The sequence below is a fragment of the Mesorhizobium sp. 1M-11 genome (assembly GCF_001303895.1).
GTDB lineage: Bacteria > Pseudomonadota > Alphaproteobacteria > Rhizobiales > Rhizobiaceae > Mesorhizobium.
This window is the reverse complement of the sequence record NZ_LJSD01000013.1, coordinates 11,902-33,868: the sequence shown is the minus strand read 5'-3', so window position 1 is coordinate 33,868 and position 21,967 is coordinate 11,902. Positions and strand designations below refer to the sequence as shown.

The following is a 21,967-nucleotide window of genomic DNA, read 5'->3' as shown; positions in this document are numbered from 1 at the left end:
AGCGCGGCGTCGATTGCGGCATCGGTCAGGTCAGCCATGTACGTCTCTCCATCGCGCCAGAAACGCTTCCCTGTGCTCGATCACGACAGCGATCGCGCGACGCACCTCGTTCCGCTTCATGCCCTCGGCCCAGACCAGTTCCGGCCCGCCATCGGGGCCAGTCAGGTTGATCTTGGCGTGACCATCGCCGAACACATGCACATGGGCAGGCTCATGGTCGTCGGTGTAGATGACGATGCGCAGCCCATGCGCGCGGTGGATCGTGACCATAGAATAGATAACCTATCGCGATGGGTTTTGCAAGGAATCGTCGGCAGCCGTCTCGCCGGCCGGGACATCGTGCATGGACTGCGCGGGCATGTCCCGCGACAGTTCTTTCAGAAACCTGTCGCCCGTCGCCAGCCGCCGACCGAGCGACTGCATGAAACCGTCGAACCGCTCGGCGCCCTTCGCACGGGCGGAGGCTTGCGCGCTCTCCGGCAGTGGCGGCGTGGCGGCGAGCCAAATGCGGATGAACAGCGAGACGGTCTCGCCCAGGATGGCGAGATCCTCGTCGAGCGTGTCGATCTGGCGGCCGAGCTTGTCCAGGCGGCGCGACATGGCCGCCTCCAGCTTCTCGGCCGAGTCCCCGGACAGGAAGGACGCAACAGCGGCCTCGATGATGGCGGATTTCGACACCTGCCGGCGCAGCGCCAGCGCCTCGACCTGCGCCAGCAAGTCCGGGGCGAAATAGACGTTCATGCGGGTTCGGGTCGTCATGGCCGGCCTCAAAGCTCGATGCTATCGGCCGGGTCCAACGACGCTTGCCGCGCGACCATGCGCATGCGTTGGCGCATGGCGCGCGCCTTGGCGGCGTCGACATCGGGCTCGTCGTCCAGAAGGTCGAACTCCTGCTCGGGCGGCCGCGGCGGCGTGACGATGTCCTCATGCTCGGGCAATTCCGGCTCGCGGCGGATACCGGCATTGGCCGGATCGCCCTCTGTCCCGCCGGTCCGCGTCGCGGATATCTTTCCCGATGCCGCCACCACGCGGCTGGACCAGTCGTCCGATGATGGCTGCGGCGCGGCGGCATTAGCGGCTGCCAAGTCGGGCGGCGGCAGGATGCGTTCCTGAAACCGCTTGTCCTCGAAATAGCGCGCCTTCGCGGCGCGGATCGGCGGCGTGCCCGCCACCATGACGATCTCGTCAGTGGGCGGAAGCTGCATGATCTCACCGGGCGTCAGCAACGGCCGCGCCGTCTCCTGCCGCGACACCATGAGATGCCCCAGCCACGGCGCGAGACGATGGCCGGCGTAGTTGGTGGAATCGCGCATCTCGGTCGCGGTGCCGAGTGCGTCGCTGACCCTCTTGGCCGTGCGCTCATCGTTCGTCGCAAAGGCGACGCGGACGTGGCAGTTGTCGAGGATGGCGTTGTTTTGTCCGTAGGCGCGCTCGATCTGGTTGAGGCTCTGCGCGATCAGGAAACTTTTGAGCCCGTAGCCGGCCATGAAGGCAAGCGCCGATTCAAAGAAATCCAGACGGCCGAGTGCGGGAAACTCGTCGAGCATCAGCAGCAGGCGATGGCGCTTGCCGGAGGTCTTCAATTCTTCGGTCAACCGCCTGCCGATCTGGTTGAGGATCAGCCGGATCAGCGGCTTGGTGCGGTTGATGTCGGACGGCGGCACGACGAGGTAGAGGCTGACGGGCTCGTTGCTTCCGACCAGATCGGCAATGCGCCAGTCGCAGCGCGCCGTGACGCGCGCCACGACAGGATCGCGGTAGAGGCCCAGGAACGACATGGCCGTGGAAAGCACGCCCGACCGCTCGTTATCGCTCTTGTTGAGCAGTTCGCGCGCGGACGAGGCGATAACGGGATGAACGCCGGCTTCGCCGAGATGCGGCGTGTCCATCATCGCGCGCAACGTCGCTTCCACCGGGCGGCGCGGATCGGACAGGAAATTGGCGACGCCCGCCAGCGTCTTGTCGGGCTCAGCGTAGAGAACGTGCAGGATCGCGCCGACCAGTAGCGAATGGCTGGTCTTTTCCCAATGGTTGCGCTTGTCGAGGCTGCCTTCGGGGTCGACGAGAATGTCCGCGATGTTCTGCACGTCGCGGACTTCCCATTCGCCCTGCCGCACCTCCAGCAGCGGATTGTAGGCCGACGACTTGGCGTTGGTCGGATCGAACAGCAGGACGCGGCCGTGCTTTCCCCGGAAACCGGCCGTCAGCGTCCAGTTCTCTCCCTTGATGTCGTGAACAATGCAGCTTCCCGGCCAGGTCAGTAGCGTCGGCACCACGAGGCCGACGCCCTTGCCGCTGCGGGTCGGCGCGAAGCACAACACATGCTCCGGCCCGTCGTGGCGCAGGTAGTCTTGGGTATGCCGGCCGAGCACGACGCCATCGGGACCGAGCAGGCCGGCCGCGCGAATTTCCTTATCCTCGGCCCATCGCGCGGAGCCGTAGGTCGCGACGTCGCGCGCCTCGCGTGCGCGCATGATCGACATCAGGATTGCGACGGCGATGGCGAGGACGCCACCTGACGCCGCGATGATGCCGCCTTCGACGAAGATCGTCGGCGCGTAGGCATCGAACGCATACCACCACCAGAAGAAAGTCGGCGGATAGTAGATCGGCCAGCCGGCCAGCTCGAACCGTGGATTGCCAAGCTGCGCCTGAAAGCCGAGCCGCCAGGCGGTCCATTGCGTCGCCGCCCAGGTCGTCACCAAAACAATGACGAAGACAACGGCGATCTGACCCCAAAGGATTCGGCCTCCACGCATATCGGCTCCAATCGGCAAAAGGGATGGAGCCGATCAGAGAATAGGCGTTTGCGCGACAGGCAACAGGAAAGATGAAGTGGGAGGGCTGCCGGATACTGTGGCGTACAAATAGGACGGGTTACACGCGCGCAGTCATGGGTGCCGACCGACTTCGCGGCCGTGGTGAAGCCGAATTGCAGAATGCTCGAGCGAATTGGCTGACCGATTCATTTCGTCCGCGAGGGTGAGCAGGTTTTGGAGCGCGGCGCTGCGATTATAGGGCGACCAGACCGCCGAGAACGCGACCGGCGCGGGCTCGTCCGTGATGGGCAGGAAAACCACGCCGGACGTTGGCAGCAGCGACGTAGCCGCACCGACGATCGTGATGCCGAAGCGCTGCCCGACCATCGACAGCAACGTGCAACGTTCTACCTCAAAGCGGAGGATCGAAGACGTAGGCCAGCGCCCGGCAAGGCGTAGGATGATATAGTCATGCACCTGCGGGCCGGTGCCGCCGTGGCGGACAAGAAAGGTCTCTCCCGCAAGATCGGCCCAGGCTACAGCGGAGTGCCCGGCCATCGGATGCCGATCCGGTAGTGCGGCCATGAGAGGTTCGGTCCAAATTAGTCGAGAATGGCAGTCAGGTAGTTTTGGCGTGCCGGCCACGAATGCGATGTCCAGCCGGTCGGCGCGAAGCTGCATGACCGCCTCACGCGCCGTTCCCTCCGTCATCTCGACTGCGATGCGCGGATGGTCTTCGCGATATTGCCCGATCAACCCTGCGAGGAAGCTGCCGGGGATCAGTGCATGAACGCCGATACGCAGGCGGCCGCATTCTCCTCGCGTCGCCATGCCCGCGGTCTTCACGGCGTGGTCGAGTTGATCGACACCGGCCGCCACTCGTTCCACGAAGTGGCGGCCGGCCTCCGTCAACCGGACGCCCCGCGCGTGGCGCTCGAACAGCAGAACGCCAAGGTCTTCCTCCAGCATCTTGATGCGGGCGCTGACGCTCGACGGGCTGACGCGGAGCGCATTGGCTGCGTGGCGGAAGTTTAGATATTCGGCCACGGCGAGCGTCTGGATGAGCGACGCGAGGGGAATACGCGAACCCAACTGGGTCGGCACTCCCCATTGACGATCAATCATAGGTGCTGAACGCCGCTTGCGCATTGGTTCAGACACCTAGCAGCCTGTCGGACTTGATCTGACGACGCGGGTCGGATTCCATGGCATCGGTTGATTCTGCCTTCTTTGACTGGAGCGATAGTGAGCAACTTCCGCCAGGTTGATCGCGAGACCGGGTTTCTGCTGCCGCCGTCGGTGGACGAATGGCTGCCCGAGCGGCATCTGGCGCGCTTCGTGGTGGAGGTGATCGAGCGGCTCGACCTGTCGGCGATGGTCGGGGCGTATCGCGGCTCGGGCTCGGCCTCGTATCACCCGAGCGTGCTGTTGGGGCTTTTGGTATACGGCTACGCCACGAGGGTGTTCTCGAGCCGCCAGCTTGAGCGCGCCACTTACGATTCGGGGCATTCCGCTGGCCGAACGTACAGGACGGCATCATGCATCTGACGGCCGCGCAGCTCTCGGCATTGCTGGAGGGGCTCGACTGGCGGCGGGTCCACGCCTCGCGGGTTACGGTGGCGCCGACACAGCCGAGTTGAGCTGCGGCAGAGTGAATCAGTCCGCGCACTCGCGGCACGGTGAGTCCCATGATCTAATTTGATTCATGGATTTGGCCGATGCGCTTCCTGACGATCCCAGCACGCTGAAGGCGATGCTGCTGGCCGAGCGTGCTCGCGCCGAACGGCTGGAGCAGATCATCAAGGAACTGCGGCGCCATCGCTTCGGCCGACGTGCGGAGACACTGCCGGAAGATCAGCTTCTGCTTGGGCTCGAAGACGTCGAGCAGGTGATGGCGAGCGGTGAGGCTGGAGAAGAAGCCGCCGCCCCAGCCGAACGGGCGCATCGTGCCGCCAGGCGCCGCATGAACCGGGGATCGCTTCCGCCACATCTGCCGCGCATCGAGATGGTGGTCGACATCGAAGATCACAGCTGTCCCTGCTGCCGCAGCCTGCTGCATCGGATCGGCGAGGATTGCAGCGAACGATTGGACATCATCCCGGCGCAACTGCGCGTGCTGGTCGTGCGCCGGCCAAAATATGCCTGTCGGTCCTGCGAGGAGGTCGTGGTGCAGGCGCCCGCGCCGGCACGACTGATTGAGGGCGGATTGCCGACCGAGGTGACGGTGGCTTATGTTCTCGTCTCCAAATACGCCGATCACCTGCCGCTCTATCGTCAGGCTCAGATTTACGCCCGGCAGGGCATCACATGCGCGTTTCCACGCTGTTTCAAGGTTCTCTCGATCGCACGCCTTCTCCATTAGTTGTTCCGTCCAAGCCGGGCTTTCGGGCGCTGTCTCCGCCACGAGCGGTTCGGCCCCTTCGCAACCGCCGCCAGGGGCTTTACCCCGGTCCGTCGGTTCCAGGGCCAGTGAATACTGGGTCTTCTGCCGCTTTCCACTCATGAGTTGCCAGTCCTACTTGCCACTTCCAATCGTTCGGGCCTTCGGTCATCGTTCCCGGCTCGGCCTATCCGTTGCTCCGCCTTTCGGCCTTGGAGTGCCTCACTAGCCTTGCCGACAGCATCACCTACTACGCCGTCTGCTGACTCCTGCGTCACGGTCAGGTCACCTCGCGGTTCCCTCAGTTCCGAAGTCGGAACATGACGCAGGCCTCCCCAGGTAAGTTCAATCGCCTTCCCCGCGTACCTGCCGGATCTACAACCCTGCCCTTGATGGATGTGGACTTCGCGACTCGTTGCCCGCTCGTCCGGCCAGGGGTGCCTCATATCCAGTTTCTGTTCGTCAGGTCGCGGTTTTGCTCCACGCTTCCTTCAGACACCACCTCGCGGTAATGCCCTTGCGCTTTGCTAAGCCTTCACCTCCATCAGGTTGGCTAAGGGACTTTCACCCCCAAGCGGTTGAACATGCTGAGCACACAACGAAGCCGCTTGCGCGGCAATTGAGGAAGAGTCGCAACAGCAGCCTCCTGTTTGAGAGGATCGTGGATTTTCGAAGCCCAACCCTTCAGACAGGAGGTTTTCCGATGGCTGAGATCAGCCCTCTTCGCCGCCGCATGATCGAGGACATGACAGTCCGCAATCTGTCGCCGGCGACGCAACGATCCTACCTTGCCGCGGTATCGAAGTTGAGCCGGTATTTTGGTCGGTCTCCCGATCGTCTCGGCCTGGAGGATGTCCGGACACCTTCCAGGTTCATCTGGTGGCGATCGGGATGTCCTGGCCGGCGCGCCGTGGAGAAAACGCTCGCCGGCGGCCCCGACGTGATCTTCAAGGTCTCGGATGCGTCGGCTGATCGCGGATTCCTGTATCCCCAGCGCGAGGCCAGCCTTTCTGAAGCTACCTTGCTCGGCCGCTGCCACGAAGTAGCAGAGATGACGCATCTCGATTCCGTCGTGACGCTTCGCGACCTTACCGTTCATGAGCTAGCCGATCCTCACCGCTTCGACTGCAATCGGGATGGACCACTGCTCTACTCTCGGGATGGCGGAGCTCATCACGAGGCGCTCGGAGCAGCGGTGCGTTGCTGAATTGCAGCTCGACGCGAAGGCCGCCCGCTGGGCGATTTTTCAGAACAACCTTCCCGCCGAGGCGGTTTGCCGCTAGATCAGCGATGGCGAGCCCGAGACCACTGCCCATCCCGGTCTTGTTGCGGCCGCGGTAGAACCTCTCGCAAACCTTCGGCAACTCGTCTTCCGGTATTCCGGGCCCGCTGTCTTCGATTGTCACCGCGATGCAATCGCCATCGGTTTCCACACTGCAGCGAACCGCGCTCCCATCGGACGAATGAAGGACAGCGTTCTCCATAAGATTGCGCGCGGCGAGCATGAACAGCGACGCGTCGATTTGGACAACGATGTTGTTCAACCGGACATCGATATCGATGGGCGCCGCATCCGGATAATGCTGCTGGATGTCATCGGCGAGCTGGCTGGCCAATCTGCCCAAATTAACGCGGTGGCCCTCCGTGTCAGCCTCACCTCGCTCGGCATTTGTCAGGTCCGTGAGCTGGCGCATCAGTCGCGAGGTACGGTCCACACCGACCACGATCTGACGCAGCGCGTTCGCCCGGATGTTTGAATCGTCACTGCCTAGTGCAACCTGAGCTTGGGTCTTGAGGCCGGCAATGGGAGTGCGAAGCTCATGGGCCGCGAACGCCGTGAAATCGCGCTCCCGCTCGCGCGCGACATGTACGCGCCCGAAAAGTCCATTGAGCGACCGGATCACCGGCTTGATCTCGGAAGGTGTCTCGACGTCCGGCAGCGCGCTCAGATCGGATGCCGGACGTGTCTCCAGCGCATGGGCCATCTTGTTGAGAGGCCCCAGGCCTTTCCTCACGCTCAGCCAGATCAACCCCGCCAAGATCGGCAGGATCAGCAGCGCCGGAAGCGCCAGCCCGCGGATGACGTCTGCAACCAGCCGATCGCGCACGCGCATGTTGTCTCCGACGAGGACGCGCATACCGAGATCGGTGTTGACGACCGCGTATACGCGCCAGGTCTCTCCGCCGATGACGGTCTCAGAGAACCCATCCTTGGCGTCGGAAAGCGGTGTGGCGGGGGCGGCGTCCGACCGACCGACCAAGGTCCCGTCGAGAGCCCAGATCTGGCACGAGAGCTGCCGGTCATAGGTGGTATGCACTGTCGGCTCGATAGCTGGAACCTGCGCGGCACGCTTCGGATCGATCTCCTGGCTCGTGATCAGCGAACTCACCATCCGCGCCGCTTCGATCAGGCGCGCATCGAGAACGCGTTCAACCTCTGCGCGCGTGCTGAGGTAGATCCAGGCAATCGCCGACATCCACACGACGCCGGTAGTGATCATCAGGATCAGGAATAGCCGGCTCCGGATCGACGTCACGCGGCAACCTCCGCCAGCTTGTAGCCGACCCCGCGCACCGTCTCGATGACGCCCGGACCGAGCTTCTGTCTCAGATTATGGATATGCACCTCGATCGTGTTGCTCTCGACGTCTTCCTGCCAGCCATAAAGCCGGTCCTCGAGCTGCGACTTCGACAGGATCTGACCCGGCCGGTCCATCAGCGCATGCAGGATGGAAAACTCGCGACGCGACAGGCGAACGACCTCGCCGCACTTTGAAACCGCCATTGTCGCCGGGTCGAGGCGCAGATCACGCCAGACGCGGCACGCAGACGTTCCACCATTGCCACGTCTTGTCAGCGCCCTTAGACGAGCGGCGACTTCGTTCAGGTCGAAGGGTTTGCCGAGATAGTCGTCGGCTCCGGCGTCGAGCCCGGCGATCCGATCAGGAACGCTGTCCCGCGCCGTCAGGAGCAGGACCGGTGTTCCGACCTGGCGGCCTCGCAATTCGTCCAACACGCCCAAACCCGAGCCGTCGGGAAGCATGAGGTCGAGAACGACGGCGTCGAAGGAAGAGCCTCGCAGCGCAGCCGACGCGTCGGCGCAGGTGCACACGGCATCGACTGTAAAGCCGGCGAGACCCAGTCCGACCTGCAAGCCGTTCAGCAATACTGCGTCGTCCTCGACCAACAAAACTCTCATGCGACTTTGCTTTCCTCCAATGACCCGACCGAAATCGGGTTCCGACCTTAAGCCAGCCTTAAGGTGGCGGGCTCGGGTCTCGCTTCCAGGCAGGGCGCCGCCCTGTCCGGCTCACAACGGATAAGGAGATCCCATATGCCAGCTCTTACGCGTCGCGGCGCCATGATCGCCGTAGGCGGCGCGGCTCTCGCGATGCCGCTCATGCACCGCGCGGCCTTCGGGCAGCATGCCGACGTTTCCAAGGAAATGATTCTCAATGACCCGGCTGCACCGGTCGCCGGCAATCCTCGCGGCGATGTCACCATCGTCGCCTTCCTCGACTACAATTGCCCATTCTGCAAGAAGTCCGCCCCGGATCTCGACCGAGTGGTCAAGGAGGACGGCAAGATCCGCCTCGTTTACAAAGACTGGCCCGTCATCCGTCCGACCTCCATCGACGGAGCTATGATGGCGCTCGCCGCCAAATATCAGGGCAAATACGACGTCGCGCACCATGCCCTGATGGGCATTCCCGGTGTAGGTGTTCCCAAGGAAAAGATGCGCGAAGGCTTGCAGGCCGCCGGCATCGACATGGCTCGCCTGGACGCGGACATGAGGGCGAAGTCTGCGGAAATCGACGCCATCATCAAGCGCAACATGGCGCAGGCCGACGCCATCGGTTTCTCGGGCACGCCTGCCTATCTCGTCGGTCCATTCCAAACCTCGACGCTCGACTATCAGGGTTTCAAGCAGGTCGTGGCGGACGCGCGCAAGAAACAAGCCGAGGGGCAATGATGCCACGCGCATCCGCTACCAGCCCCGCTCGCGATGCTTGATGTCGATCGTGCCGCCCCTCAGCATGTGGGACCAGTAGAGCCACGGCAGAAACTTGGTCTTCAAATACCACATGCTTCGACGCGGCACGCGCGGGTCAAGTGGAAAACTCGGCGTCACCTTCCCGCCATAGGCGAACTCGGCCAGCACGATCTTGCCGAGCGCAACGGTCAGCGGGCACGAGCCATAGCCGTCATAGGTTCCGGGAAGCGGCTTGCCGTCGCTGGCGGCAAGCAGATTGGCGACCACCACGGGAGATTGAAGCCGCACCGCCGCAGCCGTCTTGGCGTTGGCGGTGGAGGCCGCGTCGCCCAGCGAAAAGACGTTCGGGTAGCGGATATGCCGAAGACTGGCCGGATCGACCTCGATCCACCCCCCTTCATTGGCAAGAGAACTTGCGCGCACGACGTCATGGCCCGTCTGCGGCGGCACGACGTGGATCATGTCGAAGTGCATTTCCCGTTCAGACGTGCGCCCGTCCTTGTCGGTAACGCTGAAGAGCGCCGCCCTCGCAGGCCCGTTGACTGCAATGAGATTGTGCCGATAGGCGACCTCGATGCCGTATTCGTCGACAGCCTTCTGCAACGGCGGCACGAAGAAGGGCACGCCGAACAGAGCGTCGCCAGCGAGGCAGAATCTGAGGGTGGCGGCGTTGAGGGCACCCCGTCGGCGCAGATGATCCGCCATCATGTACATGATCTTCTGTGGAGCGCCTGCGCACTTGATCGGCATCGGCGGCTGTGTAAACAGCGCGGTCCCGCCTTTGAAACTCTGGATAAGGCGCCAAGTATATTCGGCCGTGTCAGCCCAATAGTTGCTGCAAACGCCGTTGCTGCCAAGAGCTGCGCTGAGACCGGAGACCTTGTCCCAGTCGAGTTTGAGGCCGGGGCACGCGACGAGATAGTCGTAGCCGAGAGCGCGGCCATCGCTCAGCATCACCAGATTGTCGTCCGGCGCGAACGCCGTCACCGATGCTTTAATCCACTTGACGCCCTTCGGAAGCAGCGATTGCTCCTTCCGTTCGGTCTGCCGACGCGTGAACACGCCAGCGCCGACCAGGGTCCAACCCGGCTGGTAGGAGTGCGTCTCCGATGGCTCCACGACCGCGATGTCGAGGCTCCGCCTCTCACGGACGAGCTCGGCTGCGACGGTAACGCCGGCTGCTCCACCACCGACGATCACGATCCGATGCTTGAGATCAGGCGCCTTGGCGACCTGCGTATGCACTACGGCTTCCATTGCCTACCTCGCACTTGCGGATTCTTATATCTAATTATATGTAAGTATGTAATCGATATTGAAAATCGTCAAGGAGAACCGTCCATGAAGCCCATTCCGGTCACAGAGAAGTTTTCCGTCGCCGGGCAACTGCAGCCCGACGATTTCGCCGAATTGCGCCGCCTCGGTTTCAAGACGGTCATCAACAATCGTCCCGATGGCGAGGACGCGTCTCAGCCTGGGACGGCCGCGGAGGCAGCCGCAGCCAAGGCGGCCGGCCTCGACTATGTCTTCATTCCGGTCACGAGCAGATCGATGACCAAGGATGACGTCCGCCGCTTCGCTGAAGCCGTTGTTGCATCGGACGGTCCAGTGGTCGCGCATTGCCGCTCCGGTGCCCGATCCTTCTACATGCGGGTGCTGGCCGGCGACGCGGACGTCCAAGGCTTCAGCGACGACAAGCTGGTCGCAACCGCGAGCGACATCGGAATTCCGGCAGACGAAGCCCGCGCCTGGATCGCGGCGAACCGGGGTCTCGCCAAGCCGAAGGTGAAGGGATTCTACGAATCGCGCACGGGGAGCATCCAATATGTCGTCACCGATCCCACGACGAAGAAATGCGCAATCATCGATCCCGTCTTGGACTATGATGAGAAGTCGGGATCGACCAAAACCGAGCAGGCCGACGAGATCCTCGCCTACATCGCTGAGGAAGGCTTAACGGTCGAGTGGATTCTCGACACCCATCCGCATGCCGATCACTTCTCGGCCGCGCGCTATCTCAAGGACAAGACCGGGGCGCCGACCGCGATAGGCGCACATGTCGTCGATGTCCAGACGCTCTGGAAGGGCATCTACAACTGGCCTGACTTTCCGGCCGACGGCCGGCAGTGGGACCGGCTCTTCAATGACGGCGATACGTTCAAGGTCGGCACCATCGACGCGCGGGTGATGTTCTCACCCGGGCACACGCTCGCCTCGATCACCTATGTGATCGGCGATGCCGCGTTCGTGCACGACACGCTGTTCATGCCGGATTCCGGCACCGCTCGCGCCGATTTCCCCGGTGGCAGCGCCAAGATCCTCTGGAAGTCCATTCAGGACATTCTCGCGCTGCCGGACGAGACGCGCATCTTCACGGGCCACGACTATCAGCCAGGCGGCCGCGCGCCATTGTGGGAGAGCACAGTCGCCGAGCAGAAGAGCTCCAATCCTCATATCGCCGGACGGACGGAGGAGACCTTCATCGCCTTGCGGGAAGCGCGTGACGCGACCCTGCCGATGCCCAAGCTGATCCTGCTTGCGCTTCAGGTGAACATGAACGGCGGCCGGCTTCCAGAGCCGGAGGAGAACGACAGACGCTACCTGAAGATCCCGCTCAACGCGCTTGAGGGAGCGGCCTGGTGATGGACGTCTACCTTGCTCCAATTGTCGGCGGCGCGCTGATCGGCCTCTCCGCAAGCCTTCTCATGTTGCTCAACGGGCGTACTGCCGGGATCAGCGGTATCGTGGCCGGCGTTCTCGGGCAACGCGGCGAGCGCTTCGGGCACGATATCGCCTTCGTCGCCGGCCTGCTCCTCGGTCCGTTGGCCTATCTCATGATCTTCGGCAGCGCACCTCAGGTCGCGGTTTCTGCATCGTGGCCCCTGCTGATCGTCGCCGGGCTGCTGGTTGGCTTCGGCACGCGTATGGGCTCCGGCTGCACCTCCGGGCACGGAATCTCGGGCCTCGCCCGGCTGTCGCCACGGTCGTTCGTCGCGGTGCTCACGTTCCTCGCAACTGCCATTCTGACCGTGCTCGCCATGCGCCTCGGAGGCTGGCTATGACCGCGACGGCATTCCGCATGCTTGCAGCCCTCGCAGCGGGTCTTCTCTTCGGACTCGGCCTTGCGATCTCCGGCCTTCTCAACCCGGCCAAGGTCAAGGCCTTTCTTGACATTGCCGGCGCATGGGACCCGAGTCTCATCTTCGTTCTCGGCGCCGGCGTCGTGGTCGCCTTCATCGGCTACAGACTGGCCTTCGCAATCAATAAGCCGCTGTTCGACGACAAGCTTCATCTGCCGACGAGCACCCGGATTGACCCCTCGCTGATCGTCGGCTCGGCCATCTTCGGCGTCGGCTGGGGCCTAGCCGGCTTCTGCCCCGGCCCCGCAATCGCCGCCGTATCTCTGGGATTGATTCCGGCGCTCATCGTCACCCTCGCCATGCTGATCGGAATGCTCGCGCATGATCGCTTCGCGGCTGGAAAGGGGTGAGGAATGCTCGCCAACCTTGGGCCGGCGCTCGCCTCGGGCGGGCTCGTCGGCTTCTCACTAGGGCTCGTTGGGGGCGGAGGCTCCATCCTGGCGACTCCGCTGCTCCTTTACGTCGTCGGCGTGACGCAGCCACACATTGCCATCGGCACAAGCGCGCTCGCGGTCTCCGTCAACGCTTTTGCCAATCTCATCGGCCACGCGAAGAGCGGCAATGTGCGTTGGCGCTGCGCGATCGTCTTCGCCGGTGTTGGCACGCTCGGTGCGCTCGTGGGTTCGACGCTCGGCAAGCTGATCGACGGTGAACGCCTGCTCTTCCTCTTCGGCATAGTCATGGTCTTCGTCGGTGTGGTGATGCTGCGGCCGAAGCCGAAGATCTCCGCGCCCGAGCGCCCCGTTGGCCTCCGCACCTGCTTGATCACGGCCGCCGTAGCCTCAATGACCGGAATGGCATCGGGATTCTTCGGGATCGGCGGCGGCTTCCTGATCGTTCCTGGCCTCATCCTCGCCACCGGGATGCCGATGATCAACGCGATCGGATCATCGCTGCTGGCAGTCGGCAGCTTCGGCCTGGCGACGGCGCTGAACTACGCGGCATCCGGCTTGGTGGACTGGCCGATCGCGCTCGAATTCATCGCCGGGGGAATCATCGGCGGAATTCTCGGCATGATGCTCGCGAACCGTCTATCGGCGGACAAGAACACCCTCAACCGGATCTTCGCGGCACTCATCTTCATGGTCGCCGCCTATGTGCTCTACCGCAGCGCCAGCGGATTCTTTACCTGACTCGAGCTGAACACCGCGCTAGCCGTTGCGCGTCAAGGCTTCACGTAGGTAAAGCCCTTTTGCTGAAGATTGCTCAGTTCAGCTACGCCAGACGGGACGATGTCCTCTTCAAAGACTTCGAAAAGGTCGGCATCGGCATTTATGTTTCGGCCGGTCAGGGTGTTGTTGCAGACAAGAAACTGCACGTTCTGCGTTTTCAGGCTGGTGATGGCGGACTGAAGTTTGTCGTTGCTCATTGCTTGCCGGAGCATTTCCACGCCATCGCCATGCAAGACGACCTTCACCTCAATGCGCCCTTTTCCGACGGCATCGATATGGTTTTGGACATTGTTTAGGGCGGCGCGATGGTGTTTGCCGTCTTCACCAGGAAGATCGTTGACATGATAAACGACCTTCTGATCGGCATAACGTTCCGCAGCTACGACCGCCGACGCAAAGCCCGGCATCGACGCCCCGACCATCATGCCGCCAAGCACTCGCCTATTGACGTTGAACATTGTCATCCTCCTTCTTTCTGTTCGCCACGCTCTTCACCGATCTCATCAAAAGTGACGTGGACGCGTGGCGTCCGCTTTCCAACCATTAGCCTTCTCGGAATGACTCACGGTGACCAGTGACTCTCCGTGATTGACCAGCCAAGGTGGTGAGGATGCGGTCGGCAAACCCGCCGATCGAATTCCTCATCAGCGCCCGGCTCCCAGCCGAGCACCCATAGGCTTGATTGCCGTCAAAGGAGAGTATCCGATCGGCGATCCGCAAGATCGCGACGTCAAGAAAGCCAGTCGCCGGCGATGCGTACGCAACGCCGGCGACTGGCCGGGAGGACACGATCCAGGGGATCACGAATATGTAACTCAGACGGAACTGCGATCTTGCTATCTGCATCCTGGCTCCTCCCCAGAAAACTAGGTCTTACACCACCTATTCTATGCCGCTTTTCGGGGTCTCACCCTTGTCGCCTGCTTCCGGTGTCACATCCAAGACTGCGGCGTGCATTTTGATTGCCGCCTTTCCCGGCTTGCAGTCGTTCATGCACGGTGGTGATTTGTCGGCGTAGTATGGCTCCCGAACCCGATCGTCATCGATGAAATTCGGCTCGTTCGGCAGCTTGACCGACGTGAACGTCTCCTTCGAAAGCTCGAAATTCTCGTCGTCGACAATGTCGTTCAGGTAGAGCAAATACGCGGTAAGCGCGTAGACGTCGTCGTCGGAAAGCGAACGTGCATTTCCGAAAGGCATCGCCCGACGTACATAGTCGTACACCGTTGAAAGATAGGGCCAGTAGGAGCCGATGGTCTTCTCCGGACGATCGGCCTCCAGCGTTCCCTGCCCACCTGCAAGGACCGGCCAGCGTCCGATCGCTTCGCCGAAATCGCCATGGCAGGATGCGCATTGAGCATCATAGATGGCTTGCCCGGCCGACACCGTGCCGCGCCCCGCGGGCAATCCGAGCCCGTCGGGTCGAACGTCGATATCCCAGGCGCGCACCTCGTCTGGCGTGGCAACGCGTCCGACACGTGGCTTTCCGCGCTCTGTCGGCTCTGTCTTTGCAGGTTGGTTCGGAGATGCAATTGCAAATGACGCGATTGCCACGAACGCCGACCCGGCCAGGCCCCACTTACGAAATCTCGACATTCTCGATCACTCCGTTCGTGCCGACGTACCAGGTCTGGATGCCATTGTTGTGGTAAATGGAGTTCGGCCCGCGAGCAGATCTCAATTGGTCTTTCGTGGGCTGGACAAAGCCTTTCTCGTCGACGGCGCGAGATTGGAGGAACAGCTCTGAGCCGTCCCAGTCGAACTCATAGTAAAAACGATGCAACGCGAGAGGTAGGCTCGGCCCATCTATGCGCGCAGTTTTCCAGTTGCGCCCGCCATCGATGGATACGTCGACGCGAGATATCGTTCCGTTGCCGGACCAAGCCAAGCCGGTGAGCACCAGCGGGCCCTTGCCATGCGTTATCGGGGCTTGCGGGCTCGGATTGGTGATGACGGATTTCACGTCCATCACCCAGGTGAAGCGCCGAGCTTTTCCGTTGGCGAGCAGGTCAGTGTATTTCGACGTCTCCTCGCGTTGCTCCCAGGGCTGGTCCCCGATCTCGAGACGACGCAGCCACTTCACCCACATGTTGCCCTCCCAGCCGGGCACGACGAGGCGAAGCGGGTAGCCCTGCTCGGGCCGTAGAGCCTCGCCGTTCATGCCAAAGGCAACCATGCAATCGTCGAGAGCCTTCTCCAGCGGGATCGAACGCGTCATGGCGGAAGCGTCCGCACCTTCGGCAAGCAGCCATTTCGCGGAGGACTTGACGCCGGCCTCGTCCAGCAGGTGCTTCAAGCGGACGCCCGTGTACATGACGCAGTGAACCATGCCATGCGTAAACTGGCAGCCGTTGAGCTGTGCACCCCGCCACTCCATGCCGGAGTTCGCCGCGCACTCCAGGAAGTAGACGCGATTCTCCCGAGGAAAGCGCTTGAGGTCGGCCATCGTGAAGACCAATGGCTGATCCACCAGGCCATTGATCATCAGACGGTGTGAGCCGGGCTCGATCTCTGCGATTCCCGCGTGATGGCGCTCGAAGCACAGACCGCTCGGTGTGATGATTCCGTCCAGCTCGTGCAGCGGCGTAAAGTTTACGGAGGAGATCGGATCGGACGTCAGCCAAGGCACATTTCTGCGCACGACGTCGGCTTCGAATTGAGACGGCTTCCCGTAGGGACGCGCATCAACACCATCGCCCGGATAACGGTTCCAATCCTGGACCTCGGTAATGACACTTTCGCCAGAAGCTGCCCGCGCGCTGGATGCACCGACCGCGGCGGCGGCCGCGCCCAGCAATCCACCCTTCAACAGTGCGCGACGCGACGGCACCGACCGAGCCTGGTCCAAGGTCATCGGCTCCTCCCGAGTTTCAATCCATGCTTACATTTGAATTTTTATATGTATTTCTTTTGACGTCAACAGCGTTTCGACTTCTTTTGGCCGTGCTCGGGCAAGACCGGCTCCCTTCGGCCGATATGGTCACATAATGACCTTGACGGCTTGTCGCTCTTGGACACTGACCGTCTTGAGCCCCGAGATATAGCCTTCCATCAAGTCGTAGATGGCGGGGCCTTCCACACCTTCGTTCACTGACGCCCAACCTCCGACCGTATAGGTTTTGGCCGGATCGATTGGCTCGCCGGTGGCGGCGAGTGCCATGTTGGAGATGCGGTTCCCGATGGTCTGGTTGACCGTGCACGTATAGGTCATGCCGCCAACCCGCACCATGTCGCCGCCCTGCTGCAGGAAGGGGTCTGGATTGAAAAGGTTGTCGCAAACATCTTCGAGCACTTCCTTGAGCTGCGCTCCGGTCATCTCATTGCGATAGACCGCCGGATAACTCATGGAAGTTTCGTCATAGAGGTCCTCTAGCGTGATCTCCTGGCCAGGGAGAAGCGTCGCACCCCAACGGAAGCCAGGCGAAAGCGCAATCTGCACATCGCGCTCCTTGATGATTCCCTGGCAGATCAGATCGTCCCATGTGCCGTTGAAGTTCCCGCGGCGATAGAGCATCGATTCGGTGCGGCCGAGCACGCGCGACAGCTCTGCGGCATGCGGCGCCCGCACCTCCTCAACCTTCGCTGCCATTTCCGGATCCGGTGCGATGATGTCGGCGAAGATGGGGATCAGCTTCGAGCTATGGCCCGTTACTCTGCCGCCCGAGACTTCGAGGTCGACACGGCCGAGATAGTTGCCATGCGAGCCCGACGACAGGATGAGGGTTTGGCCGACCTGAACTGCGGCCGGGATGGCATCATGCGTGTGACCCGTCAAAATCACGTCGATCCCTTTGACCATCCCCGCGAGTTTGCGGTCGACATCGAAACCGTTGTGGGAGATCAGGACGACGACTTCAGCGCCTCCGGCGCGCGCTTCATTGACGTTCTTCTGCAGGACATCGGCCCGGATGCCGAACGACCATTTCGGGAACATCCAGCGCGGATTGGCGATCGGCGTATAGGGCATCGCCTGGCCGATCACCGCCACCTTGACGCCGCCCTTGACGAAGGTCGCGGCGTTGTCGAAGGCCGGCTCGTCCCACTCGCTGTCGAAGACGTTCGACGCGAGGAAAGGATAGCCCATCTGCTCGACCAACTCGGTGAAGCGATCCTGGCCGAACGTGAACTCCCAATGCCCGGTCATCGCATCGGGTTTGAGGAGCTTCATGCACTCGACCATGTCCTCGCCGTTGGTCTTCAGCGACGTGTAGGACCCCTGCCAGGTGTCGCCGCCGTCGAGGAACAGGACCTTGTCGTCGCCGCGCTCGGCGCGGATCGCCTTGACGAGGGTGGCGGTGCGGTCGAGCCCGCCGAGGCGGCCATAGCTGCGGGCGAGATCTGCATAGTCGAGCGAGGTGTAGGCATAGGCGAGCGCGCTGCCGCGCTCGATGCCGAAGGCCTTCAGGAATTCCTCGCCGACCAGATGGGGCGGGATGCCGGCATTGTCGCCGACACCGATGTTGGTGTCGGGCGGGCGGAAGAAGACCGGACGGAGCTGGGCGTGCACGTCGGTGAAATGCAGAAGCGTCACCTGACCCTTCGACTCAAAACGAAGCAGGTCGTCCTGCGTGAGCTTTTGTTGCGCCAGGGCACGGGTCGCGTTCGACAGATATCCGGCCGCACCAAACGCGACGCCGGCGTTGAACGTGAACTGCAGAAAATCGCGTCTGGTATATCCCATCATCAGTCCTCCCGCGTGAGCGCCCGCACGCGACCGTCCGCTCTGGCGGAGACAGCCGCCAGAGCGGATCTCTTGCTTCTTGAACCTGAGCCTACTGCCGGACGGACGGCGTCTCGACCGACAGGCCTGTTCCGCGCCAGGTCACATACACTTCCAACGCCATGAGTTCGTCGGAGAACGCCGCCGGCATTTCCGCACGCGTGTCGCGGATGCAGCCGCGGAAGCGGTTGTGCAGCGACACCATGCCGGCCGTGTTGAAGCGATAGGTCGGGAATCCGTTGACCTGCCCCTGGCTCAGGTGATCGGCCCGGATATACTTGCCCGTTGCTCCCTCATGGCAAGACGCGCAGGCAAGGTTCAACTGGCCCGTGCGCGTGTAATAGAGTTCCTTGCCGCGGTCCCACCAGCTCTGCATCTGCCCTTGGCTGAGGTCGATCCCGACCGGCGTGCCGAGCGACTGATGCTTGATGTAGCTGGTCAGCGCGAGCTGGTTTGGATCGTCGAACTTGTAGGGTTCCGCGCCCATGTTGTCGACGCGGCATTTGTTAATTCGCAGCTCAACGTTGAGGGGTTTGCCGCTGGCGGCATCCCATTTCGGGTAGTGGGCGCCGACATCCTTCATCGTCTTGGCCGCGTCTTGGTGACAGGATGCGCAGGACTTGCCCATCGTTCCTTCGACTGTGTTCCATATCTCGGCGCCGCGTTCGACTGCGAGCATGCCGGGATTGGCAAAGGAGTCTGCCTCCGTCGCTCGCGTCTCCGCCTCGCGAAACAGCCAGCCGGAAAGCACCTGGTCGAACGGAAGGCCTTCGGGCGCCGGTGCCCGCGTGATGATTTCGGTCCCATCGATCTGCAGGCTATCGTCCACCGGGTCGGCCAGAACGGCCTTCCCCGTGATGCTCGCGACGATGAGCAAGAGCGCGCTATGTGCGGCAAACAAACGACGGTTCACGCTTTTCCTCCCCGTTGGACGGCACCCCTCGCGCCGGTCTGGCTCAGGCCACTTCGATCTTCTGCTCGTCGGTGTAGACCGAACCGTCGTCATCCACCCAGGTGAGCTTGAACGTTCCACTCTCCGTCACCTTGGCGCTGAACTCGAAATACGGGTTTGCCGAGATCGCGGGATCGAGATCGCAGGAGAACACGGGCTGGCCGTTGAACTCGCAGGTGAACTTGTTGATGATCTTCCGCGGGATCGTTTTGCCGTCTTTGTCCTTGCGCTGCCCCGACTCCATTTCGTGACTGATCAGCGTCTTCAGGACGATGACTTCGCCTGCGGCGGCGCTCTTGGGTACTCGTACCCGAGGCTTTGGTGTAGTTGCCATGGTGTTGCGTCCTTCTGTTGATGTACCGCTCGTCAGCCGCCGCAGCCGCCAATGGTGACCTTCACTTCCTTCTTGTCCATATAGACCGTTCCGTCGGACATCTTGGCCATGGCGATCACGTTCTGCGTCTTCGCCAGGCGCATGCGTGTCGTGGCGGCCGCGGTACCGCTGAGTGCGGTGAAGTGGAAGGTGGCGACCTCAGGGCGAGGATTGCCGTCGGCGAAGATGACGATCGACTGCACGAGATCGTCGCCTTCCATCTTGCTGTCGACATCGACAGTGATTGGAACTGTGTTGCCGTTCTCCGCGATTTCGGGCGCGGTCAGCTTCAGCTTTCCGGCAACTGCCTCTTTGCCGGCGGCGAAGTCTGCCATCAGCTTTGCGGCTTCTTCGGCAGAGGCAAACGCCGGTATCGGCGCGAGCGGCAGGATGGGGATTGCGGCTGCACCTGCAGCCAAGACAAGCATTCTGCGTCTGGTGAATGTCATTCCAACCTCCATCACGGGACTACTCTTTCAGGGTGGCGAGATAAGCGACGACATCCTCCACCTGCTGGGCGGTCAGGATCGTCTTGCCGACCAGATTCTTGCGGACGTTTTTGCCTACGTTCAAAGTATAAAAGCCCGGCATCATGCTTTCGTCGTTCAGGGCCTGCTTCGAATCGACGACGATCGCCCGCAGTTGTTCCACCGACCAGCGGTCGGCGACGCCATCGAGCGGCGGCCCGACGTTGCCGTGAAACTGCTCATCGGACAGGGCCTGGACGGCGTGACATGCGAGACAGTTTCCGAGACTTCGGTTGGCGAGCGTTTTCGCCCCCTCTTCCGGACTACCCGGCGTTCCGGTCAGTGACGCCTTCACCGCCATGTCCGCGATCTTGACGTCTTGCGGTGGCGCATCCTCGGATCTGGCCGCGCCAGCGGACATCAGCGCGGCGACAATGGTAGCGGCGAGTGCCCGCTTCATCCAGATTTCCTCCCAGCACCTTTCCCAGGCTCCTCTGCGGGAGCCCTCTCATCAAAACACGATAGTTCGCCGATGAACTCGAATCAATAGAAAAATATGAATTTCTGCATATGTCAGTCCTCGCCTTCGCCCAGCCTACCGGCTGCGCGCAGCTCATTGATGATACGGGCGTGGTACTGCTGGAAGTGCTCGTCCTTTTCGTAGCCCTTCTCCTTGACCCACCGGAACATGTTGAGGAAGGTCCACTTGCCGAACGCCCCGGGCATGGTGGCGACCGCGGCCTCCGCGACAGACTTGTCCCTTGGCGCCTCGTCTGGAAGGAACACAACGGTCGGCGTGAAGACATAACCCCACTTGCGGGCCGCGGTTTTCTCAGTGAGTGTTTGCCCATCGAGATCAGTGACCTCTTCGCCCCCGAACATGTTGTACTGAACGACCATAAAATTTCGACGGATGTAGTCACGCACTTCGGGATCCGAGAGGAGCTTCTCATGCATTTCGCGACAATAGATGCAGCCCCTCTGCTCAAATACTATCGCGAGTCGCTTTCCCTCCGATCTCGCCTGAGCAACGTCTTCGGCAACGTCGCGAAAGGTGATGGTGAACCAATCCTCTTTGTGAAGCCCATCATCACCCACTTCCACGGCCTGTGCGACGGCGGCGAACACGACAAGAAGTAAAGCAGATGCGATCCCTAGAAAAAGGCGTTTCATAAGATCCTCCTAGCTAGCCAATCGTCTGGAAAATCGGAAAGGTTTCGAGCAGCCAGTACGAAATGACCGACATCTGACCTGTGATGAAGAGCAGTCCGGTGACGACAAGCAGTCCGCCCATCGTCATCTCCACCTTGTGCATATGGCGCTTGAACCGCCCAGCCCAGCCGAGGAACCGGCTCGCAAAAACGGCCGCGAGGATGAAGGGAATGCCGATCCCCAGGGAGTAGACCGCGAGTAGCGACGCCCCGCGCATCGCGCTCCCTTCGCTGCCCGCGATAAACAGGATAGCGGCGAGCACCGGACCAACACAGGGCGTCCAGCCGAAGGCGAAGGCCAGCCCGATAACGTAGGCACCAAGCGGGCCTGCCGGCTTGCGGGCGACTTGCACACGCGCCTCGCGATAAAGCATGGCGATGCGGAATACGCCGAGGAAATGCAGGCCCATGGCGATGATGATGACACCGGCAACGATCAAAAGCGTGTCGAAATACTGCGCGATGGTCTTGCCGATCACGCTGGCGGTGGCACCAAGCGCCACAAAAACCGTGGTAAAGCCGAGGACGAAGGCAAGGGCAGCCAGGATCAGTCTGCGCCGTTGCGCTGCGCCCGGCGCCTCATCTTTCAGTTCCTCGAAGCTGACGCCGGCCAGCCACGCAAGGTAGGGCGGCACGATCGGCAGCACACAGGGCGAGATGAAGGACAGCAGTCCGGCGACAAGCGCCCCACCAAGGCTCACGTCCAGCATCGGTCCTCCCTTCCGAAACGCGACGCGCGGCACCTTGGCAGATACATCTACAAAATGCTATGTTTAAATGTAATCAGCGGGTGGGAGTC

General features: G+C 62.0%; 22 protein-coding genes and 4 pseudogenes. 8 read left to right on the top strand and 18 right to left on the bottom strand.

Annotation, left to right across the window (positions count from 1 at the left end):
• Window positions 1-30: 30 nt before the first annotated feature.
• From AO692_RS08255 to AO692_RS08240, 4 genes are all read right to left on the bottom strand, one after another.
• Window positions 31-270, bottom strand: a complete 240-nt coding sequence (locus AO692_RS08255; protein WP_054309585.1) for a DUF4160 domain-containing protein — start codon at window positions 268-270, stop codon at window positions 31-33.
• Window positions 271-282: 12 nt separating this feature from the next.
• Window positions 283-759, bottom strand: coding sequence for a CopG family transcriptional regulator (locus AO692_RS08250; RefSeq protein WP_054309584.1), 477 nt, complete (start codon window positions 757-759; stop codon window positions 283-285).
• Window positions 760-767: 8 nt separating this feature from the next.
• Window positions 768-2,759 (bottom strand): conjugal transfer protein TraG, encoded by a 1,992-nt coding sequence (locus AO692_RS08245; RefSeq protein WP_054309583.1) that lies wholly within the window; start codon window positions 2,757-2,759, stop codon window positions 768-770.
• Window positions 2,760-2,891: 132 nt separating this feature from the next.
• The gene (locus AO692_RS08240) at window positions 2,892-3,908 is read right to left on the bottom strand and encodes a LysR family transcriptional regulator (RefSeq protein WP_200911714.1); all 1,017 of its coding nucleotides are present in this window, start codon (window positions 3,906-3,908) and stop codon (window positions 2,892-2,894) included.
• Window positions 3,909-4,004: 96 nt separating this feature from the next.
• On the opposite strand from AO692_RS08240, the pseudogene AO692_RS08235 reads away from it, so the two are divergent.
• The 3 pseudogenes from AO692_RS08235 to AO692_RS33640 all read left to right on the top strand — a co-directional run.
• Window positions 4,005-4,262: pseudogene (locus AO692_RS08235) on the top strand (transposase); the annotation flags it as partial.
• 202 nt (window positions 4,263-4,464) lie between these two features.
• Window positions 4,465-5,064: pseudogene (locus AO692_RS08230) on the top strand (IS66 family transposase zinc-finger binding domain-containing protein); the annotation flags it as partial.
• 778 nt (window positions 5,065-5,842) lie between these two features.
• Window positions 5,843-6,045, top strand: a pseudogene (locus AO692_RS33640) (phage integrase N-terminal SAM-like domain-containing protein); the annotation flags it as partial.
• Between the two features lie 25 nt (window positions 6,046-6,070).
• Here the strand turns inward: AO692_RS33640 and AO692_RS33635 are convergent.
• From AO692_RS33635 to AO692_RS08215, 3 genes and pseudogenes are all read right to left on the bottom strand, one after another.
• Window positions 6,071-6,238 (bottom strand): annotated as a pseudogene (locus AO692_RS33635) (LysR family transcriptional regulator); the annotation flags it as partial.
• The gene (locus tag AO692_RS08220) at window positions 6,228-7,676 is read right to left on the bottom strand and encodes an ATP-binding protein (protein ID WP_082407257.1); all 1,449 of its coding nucleotides are present in this window, start codon (window positions 7,674-7,676) and stop codon (window positions 6,228-6,230) included. The pseudogene AO692_RS33635 and the gene AO692_RS08220, both read right to left, overlap by 11 nt.
• The gene (locus tag AO692_RS08215) at window positions 7,673-8,338 is read right to left on the bottom strand and encodes a response regulator transcription factor (protein WP_054309579.1); all 666 of its coding nucleotides are present in this window, start codon (window positions 8,336-8,338) and stop codon (window positions 7,673-7,675) included. The genes AO692_RS08220 and AO692_RS08215 overlap by 4 nt, the downstream gene beginning before the upstream one ends.
• 192 nt (window positions 8,339-8,530) lie before the next feature.
• On the opposite strand from AO692_RS08215, the gene AO692_RS08210 reads away from it, so the two are divergent.
• A complete protein-coding gene (locus AO692_RS08210) occupies window positions 8,531-9,112 on the top strand; it encodes a DsbA family protein (RefSeq protein WP_244483290.1) in 582 nt (193 codons plus the stop codon).
• 15 nt (window positions 9,113-9,127) lie between these two features.
• On the opposite strand, the gene AO692_RS08205 is transcribed toward AO692_RS08210, so the two are convergent.
• A complete protein-coding gene (locus tag AO692_RS08205; RefSeq protein WP_054309578.1) occupies window positions 9,128-10,390 on the bottom strand; it encodes an FAD/NAD(P)-binding oxidoreductase in 1,263 nt (420 codons plus the stop codon).
• Between the two features lie 84 nt (window positions 10,391-10,474).
• Between AO692_RS08205 and blh the strand changes: the two genes are divergently transcribed.
• Genes blh through AO692_RS08185 form a run of 4 tightly spaced genes read left to right on the top strand, consistent with a single transcriptional unit; the run spans window position 10,475 to window position 13,406 of the window.
• Entirely contained in the window at window positions 10,475-11,776 is a 1,302-nt protein-coding gene (gene blh, locus AO692_RS08200) for a bifunctional sulfur transferase/dioxygenase Blh (RefSeq protein WP_054309577.1), read from the top strand.
• Window positions 11,776-12,195, top strand: a complete 420-nt coding sequence (locus AO692_RS08195; protein ID WP_152979758.1) for a YeeE/YedE family protein — start codon at window positions 11,776-11,778, stop codon at window positions 12,193-12,195. The genes blh and AO692_RS08195 overlap by 1 nt, the downstream gene beginning before the upstream one ends.
• Window positions 12,192-12,623 (top strand): YeeE/YedE family protein, encoded by a 432-nt coding sequence (locus AO692_RS08190; protein ID WP_054309575.1) that lies wholly within the window; start codon window positions 12,192-12,194, stop codon window positions 12,621-12,623. The genes AO692_RS08195 and AO692_RS08190 overlap by 4 nt, the downstream gene beginning before the upstream one ends.
• Before the next feature lie 3 nt (window positions 12,624-12,626).
• Window positions 12,627-13,406, top strand: a complete 780-nt coding sequence (locus AO692_RS08185) for a sulfite exporter TauE/SafE family protein (RefSeq protein ID WP_054309574.1) — start codon at window positions 12,627-12,629, stop codon at window positions 13,404-13,406.
• A gap of 32 nt (window positions 13,407-13,438) precedes the next feature.
• Here AO692_RS08185 and AO692_RS08180 read toward each other — a convergent pair whose 3' ends face one another.
• The 10 genes from AO692_RS08180 to AO692_RS08130 form a co-directional block, all read right to left on the bottom strand.
• Window positions 13,439-13,903, bottom strand: coding sequence for a DsrE family protein (locus AO692_RS08180; RefSeq protein WP_054309573.1), 465 nt, complete (start codon window positions 13,901-13,903; stop codon window positions 13,439-13,441).
• Between the two features lie 424 nt (window positions 13,904-14,327).
• Window positions 14,328-15,041 carry a cytochrome c gene (locus AO692_RS08170; RefSeq protein ID WP_054309571.1) on the bottom strand — a complete coding sequence of 238 codons (714 nt, stop codon included), beginning with the start codon at window positions 15,039-15,041 and terminating at the stop codon, window positions 14,328-14,330.
• Window positions 15,025-16,299, bottom strand: coding sequence for a sulfite dehydrogenase (soxC, locus tag AO692_RS08165; RefSeq protein WP_054309570.1), 1,275 nt, complete (start codon window positions 16,297-16,299; stop codon window positions 15,025-15,027). Before soxC ends, AO692_RS08170 begins: the two co-directional genes overlap by 17 nt.
• 126 nt (window positions 16,300-16,425) lie before the next feature.
• The gene (gene soxB, locus AO692_RS08160; protein ID WP_082407259.1) at window positions 16,426-18,126 is read right to left on the bottom strand and encodes a thiosulfohydrolase SoxB; all 1,701 of its coding nucleotides are present in this window, start codon (window positions 18,124-18,126) and stop codon (window positions 16,426-16,428) included.
• Between the two features lie 91 nt (window positions 18,127-18,217).
• A complete protein-coding gene (gene soxA, locus AO692_RS08155; protein ID WP_244483289.1) occupies window positions 18,218-19,036 on the bottom strand; it encodes a sulfur oxidation c-type cytochrome SoxA in 819 nt (272 codons plus the stop codon).
• 85 nt (window positions 19,037-19,121) lie between these two features.
• A complete protein-coding gene (gene soxZ / locus AO692_RS08150; RefSeq protein ID WP_054309568.1) occupies window positions 19,122-19,451 on the bottom strand; it encodes a thiosulfate oxidation carrier complex protein SoxZ in 330 nt (109 codons plus the stop codon).
• A gap of 32 nt (window positions 19,452-19,483) precedes the next feature.
• Window positions 19,484-19,939: a thiosulfate oxidation carrier protein SoxY gene (gene soxY / locus AO692_RS08145; RefSeq protein ID WP_054309567.1), complete on the bottom strand. Its 456-nt coding sequence runs from the start codon at window positions 19,937-19,939 to the stop codon at window positions 19,484-19,486.
• Window positions 19,940-19,958: 19 nt separating this feature from the next.
• Complete coding sequence (gene soxX / locus AO692_RS08140; protein ID WP_054309566.1) at window positions 19,959-20,417, bottom strand: sulfur oxidation c-type cytochrome SoxX; 459 nt, start codon at window positions 20,415-20,417, stop codon at window positions 19,959-19,961.
• Window positions 20,418-20,530: 113 nt separating this feature from the next.
• Window positions 20,531-21,130 carry a thioredoxin family protein gene (locus tag AO692_RS08135; protein ID WP_054309565.1) on the bottom strand — a complete coding sequence of 200 codons (600 nt, stop codon included), beginning with the start codon at window positions 21,128-21,130 and terminating at the stop codon, window positions 20,531-20,533.
• A 13-nt stretch (window positions 21,131-21,143) separates the two neighbouring features.
• Window positions 21,144-21,878, bottom strand: a complete 735-nt coding sequence (locus tag AO692_RS08130; RefSeq protein WP_054309564.1) for a cytochrome c biogenesis protein CcdA — start codon at window positions 21,876-21,878, stop codon at window positions 21,144-21,146.
• Between the last annotated feature and the right edge of the window lie 89 nt (window positions 21,879-21,967).

Coding starts and splice junctions, on each gene's coding strand:
- AO692_RS08130 (WP_054309564.1), bottom strand. CDS start 21,878: ATGCTGGACGTGAGCCTTGGTGGGGCGCTTGTCGCCGGACTGCTGTCC.
- soxC (WP_054309570.1), bottom strand. CDS start 16,299: ATGACCTTGGACCAGGCTCGGTCGGTGCCGTCGCGTCGCGCACTGTTG.
- AO692_RS08240 (WP_200911714.1), bottom strand. CDS start 3,908: ATGCGCAAGCGGCGTTCAGCACCTATGATTGATCGTCAATGGGGAGTG.
- AO692_RS08205 (WP_054309578.1), bottom strand. CDS start 10,390: ATGGAAGCCGTAGTGCATACGCAGGTCGCCAAGGCGCCTGATCTCAAG.
- AO692_RS08190 (WP_054309575.1), top strand. CDS start 12,192: ATGACCGCGACGGCATTCCGCATGCTTGCAGCCCTCGCAGCGGGTCTT.
- soxX (WP_054309566.1), bottom strand. CDS start 20,417: ATGAAGCGGGCACTCGCCGCTACCATTGTCGCCGCGCTGATGTCCGCT.
- AO692_RS08255 (WP_054309585.1), bottom strand. CDS start 270: ATGGTCACGATCCACCGCGCGCATGGGCTGCGCATCGTCATCTACACC.
- AO692_RS08135 (WP_054309565.1), bottom strand. CDS start 21,130: ATGAAACGCCTTTTTCTAGGGATCGCATCTGCTTTACTTCTTGTCGTG.
- AO692_RS08250 (WP_054309584.1), bottom strand. CDS start 759: ATGACGACCCGAACCCGCATGAACGTCTATTTCGCCCCGGACTTGCTG.
- soxB (WP_082407259.1), bottom strand. CDS start 18,126: ATGGGATATACCAGACGCGATTTTCTGCAGTTCACGTTCAACGCCGGC.
- AO692_RS08180 (WP_054309573.1), bottom strand. CDS start 13,903: ATGTTCAACGTCAATAGGCGAGTGCTTGGCGGCATGATGGTCGGGGCG.
- AO692_RS08215 (WP_054309579.1), bottom strand. CDS start 8,338: ATGAGAGTTTTGTTGGTCGAGGACGACGCAGTATTGCTGAACGGCTTG.
- AO692_RS08195 (WP_152979758.1), top strand. CDS start 11,776: ATGGACGTCTACCTTGCTCCAATTGTCGGCGGCGCGCTGATCGGCCTC.
- blh (WP_054309577.1), top strand. CDS start 10,475: ATGAAGCCCATTCCGGTCACAGAGAAGTTTTCCGTCGCCGGGCAACTG.
- AO692_RS08210 (WP_244483290.1), top strand. CDS start 8,531: ATGCCGCTCATGCACCGCGCGGCCTTCGGGCAGCATGCCGACGTTTCC.
- soxY (WP_054309567.1), bottom strand. CDS start 19,939: ATGACATTCACCAGACGCAGAATGCTTGTCTTGGCTGCAGGTGCAGCC.
- soxZ (WP_054309568.1), bottom strand. CDS start 19,451: ATGGCAACTACACCAAAGCCTCGGGTACGAGTACCCAAGAGCGCCGCC.
- AO692_RS08185 (WP_054309574.1), top strand. CDS start 12,627: ATGCTCGCCAACCTTGGGCCGGCGCTCGCCTCGGGCGGGCTCGTCGGC.
- AO692_RS08245 (WP_054309583.1), bottom strand. CDS start 2,759: ATGCGTGGAGGCCGAATCCTTTGGGGTCAGATCGCCGTTGTCTTCGTC.
- AO692_RS08170 (WP_054309571.1), bottom strand. CDS start 15,041: ATGTCGAGATTTCGTAAGTGGGGCCTGGCCGGGTCGGCGTTCGTGGCA.